At 43.4% G+C, this 11,854-nt stretch carries 12 protein-coding genes; 2 read left to right on the top strand and 10 right to left on the bottom strand.

The annotated features are described in order from the left end of the window. Window positions 1-100 precede the first annotated feature (100 nt). Window positions 101-1,360: a peptidoglycan DD-metalloendopeptidase family protein gene (locus R8N49_RS01325; RefSeq protein WP_054579012.1), complete on the bottom strand. Its 1,260-nt coding sequence runs from the start codon at window positions 1,358-1,360 to the stop codon at window positions 101-103. A gap of 147 nt (window positions 1,361-1,507) precedes the next feature. Between R8N49_RS01325 and R8N49_RS01320 the strand changes: the two genes are divergently transcribed. After that, complete coding sequence (locus R8N49_RS01320) at window positions 1,508-2,380, top strand: aspartoacylase (RefSeq protein ID WP_064354625.1); 873 nt, start codon at window positions 1,508-1,510, stop codon at window positions 2,378-2,380. Window positions 2,381-2,587: 207 nt separating this feature from the next. Here R8N49_RS01320 and R8N49_RS01315 read toward each other — a convergent pair whose 3' ends face one another. The 6 genes from R8N49_RS01315 to R8N49_RS01290 all read right to left on the bottom strand — a co-directional run bounded on the left by R8N49_RS01315 (window position 2,588) and on the right by R8N49_RS01290 (window position 7,889). Continuing rightward, window positions 2,588-3,601, bottom strand: a complete 1,014-nt coding sequence (locus tag R8N49_RS01315; RefSeq protein ID WP_005375717.1) for a CobW family GTP-binding protein — start codon at window positions 3,599-3,601, stop codon at window positions 2,588-2,590. Further along, the gene (locus tag R8N49_RS01310) at window positions 3,591-4,151 is read right to left on the bottom strand and encodes a carbonate dehydratase (RefSeq protein WP_017635738.1); all 561 of its coding nucleotides are present in this window, start codon (window positions 4,149-4,151) and stop codon (window positions 3,591-3,593) included. Before R8N49_RS01310 ends, R8N49_RS01315 begins: the two co-directional genes overlap by 11 nt. 44 nt (window positions 4,152-4,195) lie before the next feature. Beyond that, window positions 4,196-5,530, bottom strand: coding sequence for a dihydroorotase (locus tag R8N49_RS01305; RefSeq protein WP_047104476.1), 1,335 nt, complete (start codon window positions 5,528-5,530; stop codon window positions 4,196-4,198). Window positions 5,531-5,612: 82 nt separating this feature from the next. After that, window positions 5,613-6,083: a Fur family transcriptional regulator gene (locus tag R8N49_RS01300; protein ID WP_258490091.1), complete on the bottom strand. Its 471-nt coding sequence runs from the start codon at window positions 6,081-6,083 to the stop codon at window positions 5,613-5,615. A gap of 4 nt (window positions 6,084-6,087) precedes the next feature. After that, window positions 6,088-6,756 carry a DUF1826 domain-containing protein gene (locus tag R8N49_RS01295; RefSeq protein WP_017635741.1) on the bottom strand — a complete coding sequence of 223 codons (669 nt, stop codon included), beginning with the start codon at window positions 6,754-6,756 and terminating at the stop codon, window positions 6,088-6,090. 338 nt (window positions 6,757-7,094) lie between these two features. Then, window positions 7,095-7,889: an AraC family transcriptional regulator gene (locus tag R8N49_RS01290; protein WP_258490089.1), complete on the bottom strand. Its 795-nt coding sequence runs from the start codon at window positions 7,887-7,889 to the stop codon at window positions 7,095-7,097. A gap of 122 nt (window positions 7,890-8,011) precedes the next feature. Here R8N49_RS01290 and R8N49_RS01285 point away from each other — a divergent pair, with 122 nt between their 5' ends. After that, window positions 8,012-8,818: a sulfite exporter TauE/SafE family protein gene (locus R8N49_RS01285; RefSeq protein ID WP_258490088.1), complete on the top strand. Its 807-nt coding sequence runs from the start codon at window positions 8,012-8,014 to the stop codon at window positions 8,816-8,818. 119 nt (window positions 8,819-8,937) lie between these two features. On the opposite strand, the gene R8N49_RS01280 is transcribed toward R8N49_RS01285, so the two are convergent. From R8N49_RS01280 to R8N49_RS01270, 3 genes are all read right to left on the bottom strand, one after another. Next, entirely contained in the window at window positions 8,938-10,146 is a 1,209-nt protein-coding gene (locus R8N49_RS01280; protein WP_240694219.1) for an alpha/beta hydrolase family protein, read from the bottom strand. A 224-nt stretch (window positions 10,147-10,370) separates the two neighbouring features. Next, window positions 10,371-10,673 (bottom strand): hypothetical protein, encoded by a 303-nt coding sequence (locus R8N49_RS01275; protein ID WP_054579645.1) that lies wholly within the window; start codon window positions 10,671-10,673, stop codon window positions 10,371-10,373. A 205-nt stretch (window positions 10,674-10,878) separates the two neighbouring features. After that, window positions 10,879-11,817 carry an alpha/beta hydrolase gene (locus R8N49_RS01270; protein WP_017635745.1) on the bottom strand — a complete coding sequence of 313 codons (939 nt, stop codon included), beginning with the start codon at window positions 11,815-11,817 and terminating at the stop codon, window positions 10,879-10,881. Between the last annotated feature and the right edge of the window lie 37 nt (window positions 11,818-11,854).

Raw genomic sequence — 11,854 nt, 5'->3', positions numbered from 1 at the left:
CGCAGTCATTATTCTTCTAGGAACACATATTGACACTCACCTATTGCTCCAACCTCACAACACAAAATAGCATAACTGAGCCCTAACAAATTGTCGGGAGTCAGTTTTTCGTTTCTACTAGATAATCAAACTCTGATACTCGCGCCAAAAACGAAGGTTTCTGGATGTTAGGAAGCGACTTCGCGATAGGTAAGTCGGCTTTCATTGCATCAACCGGACGATTACGAACTAAAACTTCAAAATGTAAATGTGGTCCGGTTGAACGACCAGTATTCCCAGAGAGGGCTATTTTTTGCCCACGCTTTATAACTTGACCTTTTTTAACCAAGATTTTATTCAAGTGTAGGTAACGAGTTTTGTACACACTGTTATGTTCAATCACTAAATAATTACCGGCATAAGGGTGCTTGCGGACCGCAATTACTTTTCCATCCCCAGTAGAATAAACTGGCGCACCGATTGGTGTCGCGAAATCCGTTCCGTTATGCGGGGTGACTCTTCCCGTCACTGGGTGTTTACGCTTAGGGTTAAACCCAGAGGTGATTCGGCGGTATGCCCTATCGACAGGATAACGGTTAAACGCTCGCTCCAAACTGTTACCAGCTCTATCATAGAACCGTCCATCCTCGGCTAGAAATGCAGCGACTTCGCCCCTCGCTAAGTTAAAAGAAATAGCCTTAATCTCACTATTGCCAGTTTTGTGTTCACCTAAATATTGCTGTTTCACTAATATATCGAAACGGTCACCGGCTCTAAGAGATCGCGCAAAATCAATCTTATCTTTCATCACCTGCGTAATATTTGCGACGTGGCCTGATGCCAATCCTACTCGATGTGCCGAGACTGAAAAACTCCCTTTGATTTCTCCCGAAAATAAGGTTTCACGCCATTCCCCTGAAATTTCCTGAAATTCGTAAGAGAAGGAGCCATCGTTTTCTCTAGTGTAGATAGCCTTCTCTACAAGGCTCATATGATAAATTAGTCGACTCAATTGCCCCATGTCATCCATCACTAATTCAAGCTCTTCTCCGGGCTGAATCATATCTAGCTGGAGGTGATCAAGATCAACTGAGAGAATTTGCTGCAAAATACCGTAAGGGAGACCCAATTGAGCGAAGATACCACTGAGCGTATCTCCCACTTTAACTATATAGTGTATTTGTTTAGGTTTAGGCAACGGAGTCAAACTGACATCTGAGGGAACCACTATCTTTGATGATGGAGGTGGTGACGAATCACTGCTTTGATTCAGTTGAACGCTGTGACTATCTTGATTTGGCTCATCCTCTGTAGGTAGAAGCAAAGCGACCGAAAAACAAAACACAGCAACGATTAAAGCAATAAATTTAAACTGACTCATGAGAAACTAAGTATCAATAACAATGATTGTTATGTTATAGCATATCTAGGATTATTTTTACTCAGTTTAGTAAACGTTTATTCAGTTCACTGGATTGGCTAAGAGAAGACCAGTCATTCACCCCATTCTCTTTGAGAAGGCTCAATAATGAACACATTCAATTCAGCACTTATCGTTGCAGGAACACACGGAAACGAACTTTCTGGTATTTATTTACATAAACTAATCAAAGAAAAACGTTACTCTGTCAATAGATCAACCTTTTCAGCCTGCTCGATCATCGCAAACTCCGAAGCAGTAAAACACAACGTCCGATACATCGATACAGACTTAAATCGCGAGTTCTCAGCAATGAATAGCAATCATTGTCCTGATTTGCATGAAAGCAAGATTGCACATCAATTTATCGAGAAATATGCAAACCAAGAAAAACTGTTGATTGTTGACCTGCACAATACAACAAGCAATATGGGAGCGACGTTGATTTTGCTTTCTAACGATGTGTTTTATCGGAAACTGGGCGCGTACGTCAAACAACGAATGCCATCAGCACATGTCCTTTTCGAAGAGCGAAAAGAATGGCAAGAGCAACCTTACCTTTGTACTGCTGGGCAATATGGAATAATGATTGAGGTCGGGGCGCAAGCACATGGTGCGCTAGAGTACAGTACGTTGGAGTTGATGAAACAGATGCTTACCGCAGTATTGGACTATGTTGAAAAGCACAACCTCAACCAAATAGGCTTACTGAGCGATTATGAGGCATTTTTTTACACCGAAGAAATCAGGATTCCACTTGATCAAGAGGGTATGCGGCAAGCACTAGTACACCCTACTATTTGTGGCAGAGATTTTGAGGCGGTCAAACCAGGAGCACCTTTATTAGCGACTTTCGCTGGTTATGATATCCATTGGAATGGCAAAGGGGAAATTTACCCGCACTTTATCAATGAGAGCGCCTACAGTACCGCAAATATAGCAATGGCCCTCGCTAAAAAAAGACGTGTTTCTTCCGGGTAACTTAAAGCAAGTAATTAGGCCACGTGTAACGTGGATACCTCACACCATGAATAAAACTGTGCCTGAACCGCATAGGCAGAAAATACGGGTACTAACCCCACCCTAATACGGCAGCATAAGTGCCCTAAGCGCAGCTTTAAAAGAAACCCCACTAGAATTTTAAGGAGGTAAGACATTATGGTTAAAAGGAGAGTTTTCTCTTTTCTATCATGATGCCTTCTCCAAACATCGAAATAATCTATCTTCAAATTGGTCATCTAGACCGGAAGAGATCAGTTCTAGGCGGCTTTCTGAACACTCGTCTAGTTCAAACTCTGTGAGTCCATCTGATGTTAGATTGTAACCAAAAATACCGCTTCCCGTGATAAAAACCGCTTTCATTCGTTCGACCTTGAGGTCGAGCAGCAATAATCTCAGCTTTTGATGATCGAACACGTTTTCAGCGGATATACGCCAACCGATACTGTAGAAACCTTCCCCCTGATTGGTTGCTTTTAGAATGCCGCTCTCAGGCATAGGCAACTCAGGAACAAGTGACTTTTTCTCTCTTTCACGATAAAGAACAGAGGGCGTTTTTTGCACGTCAATACGAGTCGCTCCCCCACATTCATGAAAAGGGATAGCGCCATGTTCAGCGAAAATCACTTTTGTTTCCCGCAGACCGAGCTTTGCTATATAAGCCGTCAGCTTTTGCTCATCTTCATCTTGATAGAGATCGCGCTTATTACCTACCACTGTATCTGCGATAGTGATTTGCTGGTTAAACGTTTCATGCTCAGTGTACTTAGGATCCGATAGTTTACGTGCATCGACTAAAGTAATGTTTTTTTGCAAAGCGAGAATTTGACGATAATACTCGGTCGATAGCACTTGCAGTACTTCTTTAGGATGACCAAGACCTGTAGGCTCAATCAACAATCGATCTGGCCTTGCTTCAGACAATAATTGATTTAAAGCGATTTGCATCGGAAGACCTGCTGCACAGCACATACATCCCCCGGGGACCTCTCGAATAAACACTTGGTCTTGTTGTTTTTTTTGGCCTTGTAACAAGCTGCCATCAATACCAACTTCGCCAAATTCATTGACCAATACAGCCCAACGTTCATGGCTAGGTTTATGGGTCAATAAGTGCATTATTGCCGATGTTTTCCCCACCCCGAGAAAGCCAGTGATGATGTTAGTCGGCACTCGCGAAATCAGTGGCTTATTAAAGTTCATTGGCAATTCTCCGGTAGCCTTGGACTAGTTCATGGTTGGCAGAAACGACGGATTCGGAAAAAGCTGAATATTCTGGCGGCACTTTAGAGATACTCTCTAAATCAAAACCGACACCAATATTGGTCATCGGTGGTACATGGAAATAAGCGGGTAAATCGAGGCCATCGACGACACAGTTATGACGAATAACACACCTCTCACCGATGACGCTATTGAACACGACGGAGTTGAAGCCAATGAAAACATCATCACAAACCTGGCAAAGACCATGAATAATCGAACGATGAGCAATGGATGAGCGCTCACCAATGGTCACCGCAGCCCCTGCCTTAGAGTGAATTACGACACCATCTTGGATATTGGTGTCACGTTTGATGACGATAGCTTCCATGTCTCCATGGTTATTAACTTCGTCAGCTCGAATAACAGCATAGGGTCCAATAAAAACGTTATCCTCAATAATGACTTTGCCACAGATAATAGCGGTTGGATCGATAAAGGCTGTTGAGGACACCTGTGGCATATGGCCCGTTGGGTTTCTTCTTAACATAATGCTTCCAGTTTGTTTATGGCTCTTTTTTAACGGTCAGCGACTTAACGATTGAAGGATAAACGCATCGCTCCAGCTGGTTTATCGATGACTTTGTTATTGGCATAAACTAGCGCGCCATTGACCCAAGTCTTTTGAATTTGAGCTGAAAATTCATGTCCAGCAAAAGGCGACCAACCACAGTGATATAAACTGTTTTCGTTGCTAACTCGTGTTGGGGTATGAGCATCAACCAACACCAAATCGGCGTAGTAACCTTCACGAATAAAACCTCGGCCTTGAATGCCATAGCGAATGGCCGGGTTGTGCGCAGTTTTTTCGACTACTTGAGTCAAACTCATATGACCTAAACGGACATGCTCGAAGAGAGTAAGTAACGCATGCTGAACTAACGGCAGTCCGGCTGGAGCCTGCTCGTAAGGCACTTGTTTTTCTTGCCAAGTGTGAGGAGCGTGATCTGTTGCAATGATATCTATTTGCCCCGTATTTAACGCTTTTAACAACGCATCGCGGTCACTAGGAAACTTGATTGAAGGATTACATTTGATCAAATTACCAAGAGCGCCATAATCTTTGTTGCTGAACCAAAGATGGTGAACACAAGCCTCCGCGGTGATTGATTTATCTCGAATGTCTCCCTCGTCAAAAAGTGCTAGCTCCTTCGCCGTTGTGATGTGCAGCACATGCAGTTGGCTGTGATACTTTTTGGCAAGTTCTACCGCATAAGAAGATGAAGCGTAACAGGCCTCTTCGTCACGCAAAATGGGATGGTCTTCGATAGTGAAACCTGGCTTCTTAAGCCTTTGCTTTTGCTGGTTTTGTTTAATAACAGTCCCACTTTCACAATGAGTAACAATGAGTACTGGAGAGTCACGAAAAATTGACTCTAACGCTTGCGGATCTTCGACTAACAAATTTCCTGTTGATGCCCCCATAAATACTTTCACACCACAATGTTGTTTGGGGTTAAGTTGTTTAATCTGTTCAAGATTGTCTTCGGTTGCACCGAGGTAGAAAGAATAATTCGCAAACGAGCTTTCTTTAGCGAGAGCGAACTTGCGCTCTAACGAGTCAATAGTCGTTGTAGCCGGACTAACATTGGGCATTTCCATGTAGCTTGTAATACCGCCGGCTACCGCTGCCCGCGACTCGCTTGCAATTGTGCCTTTATGTGTCAACCCAGGTTCTCGGAAATGCACTTGATCGTCAATCATGCCTGGCAGTAAATAAGCCCCTTTAGCATCAATTACAATATCTCCGTGTTGTACGGATATATTAGTAGCAATCTTGTCAATTCGTTGATCAACAATACGTAAATCTGTTTCGGTAATGGCTCCTTCGTTAACCACCCGAGCGTTTTTAATCAATGTTGCTGACATAATTCATTCTTTTAGATAATTTGAAAAGGTGGCCAATACTCGGTCACCTTGTGAAGCTATAAGGGGAGATCGTGTGTCTGCCTCATAGGGGGCGGTTTGCGCATTCATCGCAAACACAGGAAATCTCAAATTGTGGGCTAAGAACGGTGAAGCCTTCTTGTATGGCTTTCGCACATACGCTAGAAATAACATTGGCTTCAACCGCTATTTCACTAACCTTTCCACACTGAGAGCAAATCACAAACTGTGGAACGCCATGCTTCTGATCGCACGCGATTTGAGAACAAACGACGTATTTACTAGATGTATTGAGCTTATGGACAAAGTGCTCTGCTTCAAGGAAATCGAGTATTCGATAAACCGACATCGCTTGAATGTTTTGAGAAAAGTTGTGATTGCAGTAGTCAACTAGTTCGTAGGCAGAAAGCGGCTTCTCCGCATATAGCAGTGAAGTCAGTATCAATTTCCGTTTAGTAGTGAGTTGTTTACCTCGCAGCAGGCAGATTTTCTCTACCTGCTTCATGACGTCATCTACCGTTTTGAGCTTTCTCATATCTCTAGATGAAATCCAATGTGAGTAGTAAGCGACGTTCATTGTCTGCAACATGTGGAGAGCGATGTATAAGTCCAGTGGCTTCATTGCCTTCCCAACCACTTCCTTTGAGCAGGGCAACATCGCCAGGCTGCATTCGTCGTATTGCACTTTCAGAGTCGTATAAGCCCGATAGGTGATCAGGTTGACCGAGACTACCGGCACCGAGTTTAGTGCGATCAATGGTATCGTTGGTTAACCATTCGGTCGCTCGGCCGGTATAAGTTATGACAAGTCTGCAAGGCACACGATCAAAGTGAAATTTCGGGCACATCGGGCTGTCTAGGCGAGTTAGTCTCAAACCTGCTTCTTTAACCTCAAACAAACAGCAGAACATATCGACGATTAAAGCAACATCTTCACTCAGCGCATCAGCACACGCATAGCCCTCTAACTTGCTTCGTACCCATTGTGCAGCATCATCTGGCGTGACACTTTGTACCAATGCCAATCTAGGCTCCTGAGCCAGCATCAGATTAATGTCCTTCGTCAACTCTTTCGAGAGCGTTCGCTGCCATATGGCAATATTGTGCTCTGGTTTGTAGATGTCGCTAAGTATGTTCGCTGATGTCGATATCGCCAACGATGATGTTTTTTGGACACGAAGCGGGTTCTCAACTACATCAATGCTCATATATCTTCCTCCCAAGCGTTAAAAAGGTCAGGTAAAGGTTTTAATAACGTTGATTTTCTAGGGCTATGAGACCTAGTAATCGTTACGATTTCGCTCTAGTTCACGGACATATTGACACAGTCCCACCCCATGTAGAGTCAAGTCAGACAGCGCTTGTGAAGAAATCAACGTTTACTCTCCTCAATAGGAGACTACTGGTTGTGAGATCAATTCTTTAAACAACAAATTGTAGAGCCCCAAACAAGGCAATGTTATAACATAACAATTAATCTTTTCAATATTTACCTTTTTTGATTAAAGATAATTAGGGGAACATCATGAGCATGCGAGCACGGAAATTATATTCCGCGATTAGAAAAGTAACGCGTGGGTGAATCGCCATAGACCCGACGAAACATCGCAATAAAGTTACTGGGCGTCGAATAACCTAAAGCATGTGCAATATCTCCCACCGATTCCCCTCGAGCTATCATTTCTAATGAATGTATTAGCAGTACTTGTTGCCGCCATTCACTAAAACTCATGTTTAACTCACTTCGAATCAATCGTCTTAACGTCCGAGATGAGACTGCCCCAATATTGGCCCAATGCTCTACAGAATGCTTGCTGTTTGGGTCTATTAAAATTGCTTGAGTAACTTTTTGCAGTCTCGGATCTCTGGGCAGTGGGATGTGGAGTGACTCATGAGGGCTATTGACGATTTCATCGGATATTACGGCGAGAATACGTAAAGACTGTATGGATAGATCGTCTGTTTTGCTCCATATCGATGCCCTAACCAATAGGGCTTTCAACACATCGCTCATTTGGATAACACAAGGTCTCATTGGAAACCGCTCACAACTCTCTGGAGTAAACAGTAATGAACTACCTTTCAGAGAACCACAAAAATAAACACTGTGCATCGCACCCGGGGGGATCCAACCAGCTCGGTGAGGTGGTAGTATCCACGTTCCTTCATCGGTTTTTACCTGTATTAGCCCTTCATCTATACACAGTAACTGGCCTCGATGATGACTGTGCCAATTATGTGGCCGTTGATCCAAATGGTTGAAGTCGCTCCTTTCATGCTGCCACTCCTTAGCGATCAGTGCGGCGCCATTTTTCCATTCGCTGTAATCAGAGTTTGTCACTTTATTTACTCAATTCCATTTTGGCCATTATTCATTATTTTCTGTCCTCTTAACGTTACCATAGCAAGTTAGCGTTCGAGTAACATTTTAGCAACGATCATTTTATCGAAGGCAGAACCATCATGAACGAACCTATCTTTATTATCTATTACATTACAGCAGGCTTGGGCATTGGCTTTCTCGCTGGACTCGTTGGTGTGGGTGGTGGTGGAATGGCCGTCCCTATTTTTGCGTTTCTATTTTCACTACAGGGAATAGCTGATACGGAAGTAGTGCATCTTGCGTTAGGGACATCAATGGCTTCGATGATTATTACAACATTGGGCAGCATGCGCGCTCACTACAAAAAAGAGAATGTAGACTCGACAATGGTAGGAAAAATGTTGAGCGGAGTTCTAGTCGGAACATTTTGCGCCACATTCGTAGCATCGTATCTACAAGGAGTTTATCTGGCAGGCTTTTTCAGCGTATTCATGTTGTATGTTGCTTATAAGATGTTTCTCAACACTGAAAATGAGTACAACCCTAACCCACATGGGGCTATCGGTAATATCACTGTAAGCTCGGTGATTGGCTCTGTATCAGCACTTGTCTCTATAAGCGGTGCGGGGTTGATCATCCCCTATCTTGTCCAGCAAAATTTTGAGGTAAAACGTGCTATTGGTACCTCTGCTGCGATAGGTTTCCCTATCGCGCTGTCAGGAAGCCTCGGTTACATGTTAAACGGATGGGGAAACACAGATTGGAACAACTTAGTATTAGGATACATATACCTTCCTGCAATGCTCAGCTTCTCCATTAGTAGCTACTTAACTACTAGCCTCGGCGTGCGTTGTGCAGCGTATTTCCCAAATAAAGTTCTTAAGAAAATCGTTGGTATTTTGTGTGTTCTTCTAAGCTTTAAAATGCTGGGACAAGTACTTAATTAAGGCAAATAATACGGTCACTAGTATGTCTTGCAGTATGGTGGAGGGATAAGCCTGCACAAAACTTACTCCTCGCTTTGCTTACTCGAACAGACAATGTGTAAGAAAGTGTCACATTGTTGCTATTCTTGTGGCTTTGTTAGGCTAGTCAGAATTACATCCAAAATTTTCTGGTGATTGTCCTTTCTGGAAACCTCGTCACGCTCCTGGCAAAGTGCTTCCTCCCCTTCTGATGCGAGAATTTTAATGCCACGCTCAGTACATTCTGCGAACGCACTAAACTGACTCGCACTGGGGATCTCTTGAAACGTCACATTGGGAAGAGCAACAAGTGATTCGGCTGGTGTCAGTGCGGGATGTAGCCGATCAGAGAGCGCCACCACGGTGATAGCATTGTTCATCAAGGCCAGAGTTTCAGGGACAAAAGTTTTCGTTAGCTCAGGGTTGATAACGACGACCGATTTCAGTTTGTTTTCAGACTGAAATCGGGGGAATTTTTGATCCGGGATGCTGGTAATATCAACGTTATTTTCACGTAACCAATGACAGTCTACATTGGTGGCGTTGTGACACGATGTTCGATATTTCTCCGGGCTTATTTGCGCTCCGGAGAGCATCAGCATAGATGTGCCGCCCAGAAAAAAGCCGACCCCCTGCACTGCATCAGTATCTACGCCTCCGGACAGTATCCCGACCGAACTTAATTCGTTCAGCCCAAGCACCAAATCACTGGTTCTGAATGTGATTTCATCAACAGCCATTTCTGCATTGATTTCGTTCGGTGCAGGAGGCTTTGGTACCACAACGACATAACCTTGTTGCGCCAGGCTCGAGGCTATCCAACCACTGTGGGAAAACGCTGACCGTGTTCCGCCCTGCGACAAAAGCACAACGGGAAATTTTCCACTTGCTAAAGGGGCATCTAACTGCGTTTCGACTGATTTAAAAATGTTCCCCCTACCAAACGAGAAGTTGTTTTTTTCGTTCGTTGTGGGATACCAATAATAGACTTCCACAGGCTTGTCTCTGTCTTCACTGAATCCCGTTTTGACTGTTAGCGCAGAATGGTATTTCGGCTCATTCGTACTGGCGCTGACACTGACACATAATGTAGCGAGTAGAAAAGACATTATTATTTTGGTTTTCATTTTTCCCTCAGCCGGCAAACACATTCTTCTGCACGGCATCTGAAGATAACGAGCAGAAGAATATCCATATATTTTGCGAAACATAGCAATTAAGCTATTCATAGTCGAGGTAACCCAAAGAAAATGATAGACCGCTCCAGCTAGAGCCTTTCTTTTCAATAATTTTCTGCGGATATCCACCATGCAGAAGTTTGTACTTTACTCATTATAAACGACTAATCATGGCCTCTTAAGGCAACATTAGAAAACCAACCGTATTCACAATCCATAACTCCATAACTCCATAACTCATAGTTACACCGATGTATATCTAAGTGAGCTGAAGCTTCATTGCCCATCCAGTGCCCTTTGCATTTTTATAGCAAGGTAGCCAAGCACCATTTTATTACGGACCATTGCTGCCCGCACTAACACTTTTGTTTTGTATCGTAACTGATTTGCTTACTGGCGTTCTTTAGTTGCACTCCTGCCTTATTAAATGCCTTTTGAATAGTTGTGGAAACATGCTGGCGGCCCTCTCCTTCAAAAAAGTTAGCTCGATCTTGCTTCGTTTCGAATACGCAGACTATTTCTAAACTTTGTGGAAAAGAAGAGAATTTGACGGTATGAGTCACCCAAAGAAAGCCATCGTAGCCTTTTAGCGTATCTTCACAAACTTCGGTCAACACTCCTCTAATTAGATTCTCGACCTTCTTATCTGATTTGCGCATAAATTAAACTTCATTCCTATCTAACGCCTTTAATTAGGTTTCAGTGTACATTGTCTTAAACAGTATTTGGCAGTGGTATTTAGTCAATAGCCTGTAGATGAGGTTATTCGCACGAAGATTTACCGACCTACTCGCTTCGAACTACATCTTACGCTGTTAAAAATAAGCGCTTTGCAACTCTACAAAACGCTTCTAACTTATTAGATTATTTTAAGTGTGTTTCAAGGAATGCTGAAACCTTGTCCATTGCAATGCCGACTGCTTCTGGATGGTCATACAGTTCATAGTGAGACCAGTTTTCCAAATTAACCAGCTGTCGGTCTTTTGATTGAACAGAGCGGCCATAAATTTCCTGCCCATCACGATAAGCACCAAACGCCCCGACTTTTTGCCCTACCACGGCCATAACAGGCTGAGTCAATAACGTTTCGGCAAATGCAAAGGCATCCCAGCTCAGTGTTTTCTGTGCATGTGAAAACAGCATACGAGTTGCACCACCTTCGGTTTGTCCACGTGATGTTTTGTAGTATTCAGTAGCTTCGAACACGTCTCGTTCTGTTAATCCATTTTCTTTTGCAAATTCAATATTTGGAGGAAGAAGTTCATCGATTTTCAGCTCTGAGCCGCGAGCTTCGGCTGTTCTCTGCGCAGCCATAGCTTCAAGATTGGCGATAGGGTCGTACATACTAAAGCCTTCACGGAACAAGCGACCTAAGTTAACAGGCGTAATACCTACGACAGCTTTCAAGCGCTTTTCGGTTAGGGCTGAATTGATCATGTAACCACCACCGCCGCAGATACCGAGTCCACCAATTCTATTCTCATCGACATAAGGTAAAGTCACTGCATAGTCGATAACGCGACTGATATCTTCAACACGTTGACTTGGGTCTTCTACGTAGCGAGGCAATCCCCCCGATTCTCCTTGGAAGCTCGCGTCAAATGCGATCACGACGTAACCTAACTCAGCAAGGGCTTTACCATAGACAGCGCTGGATGTTTGTTCTTTACAACTACCAAAAGGATGAACACTTATCATTGTTGGGTAGCGTTTCGATTCATTGAAGCCTTCTGGGAATAAAATTAATGCAGACATATCCCAAGACATATCAGCATTTCTAAAAGTGATTTTTTGCATATTCATAATCAATACCTTAAGAGTAAAAAGCCTTGAGAGCAGA

It is taken from the genome of Vibrio sp. 1978, from assembly GCF_033344345.1.
Note: the sequence above shows the minus strand (reverse complement) of the source record. Positions and strands in the feature narration are given on the sequence as shown.

What these genes read in the sequence shown, in the direction of transcription:
- R8N49_RS01325 (WP_054579012.1), bottom strand. Translation starts at nt 1,360, where the DNA reads ATGAGTCAGTTTAAATTTATTGCTTTAATCGTTGCTGTGTTTTGTTTT.
- R8N49_RS01320 (WP_064354625.1), top strand. Translation starts at nt 1,508, where the DNA reads ATGAACACATTCAATTCAGCACTTATCGTTGCAGGAACACACGGAAAC.
- R8N49_RS01315 (WP_005375717.1), bottom strand. Translation starts at nt 3,601, where the DNA reads ATGAACTTTAATAAGCCACTGATTTCGCGAGTGCCGACTAACATCATC.
- R8N49_RS01310 (WP_017635738.1), bottom strand. Translation starts at nt 4,151, where the DNA reads ATGTTAAGAAGAAACCCAACGGGCCATATGCCACAGGTGTCCTCAACA.
- R8N49_RS01305 (WP_047104476.1), bottom strand. Translation starts at nt 5,530, where the DNA reads ATGTCAGCAACATTGATTAAAAACGCTCGGGTGGTTAACGAAGGAGCC.
- R8N49_RS01300 (WP_258490091.1), bottom strand. Translation starts at nt 6,083, where the DNA reads ATGAGAAAGCTCAAAACGGTAGATGACGTCATGAAGCAGGTAGAGAAA.
- R8N49_RS01295 (WP_017635741.1), bottom strand. Translation starts at nt 6,756, where the DNA reads ATGAGCATTGATGTAGTTGAGAACCCGCTTCGTGTCCAAAAAACATCA.
- R8N49_RS01285 (WP_258490088.1), top strand. Translation starts at nt 8,012, where the DNA reads ATGAACGAACCTATCTTTATTATCTATTACATTACAGCAGGCTTGGGC.
- R8N49_RS01280 (WP_240694219.1), bottom strand. Translation starts at nt 10,146, where the DNA reads ATGGTGGATATCCGCAGAAAATTATTGAAAAGAAAGGCTCTAGCTGGA.
- R8N49_RS01275 (WP_054579645.1), bottom strand. Translation starts at nt 10,673, where the DNA reads ATGCGCAAATCAGATAAGAAGGTCGAGAATCTAATTAGAGGAGTGTTG.
- R8N49_RS01270 (WP_017635745.1), bottom strand. Translation starts at nt 11,817, where the DNA reads ATGAATATGCAAAAAATCACTTTTAGAAATGCTGATATGTCTTGGGAT.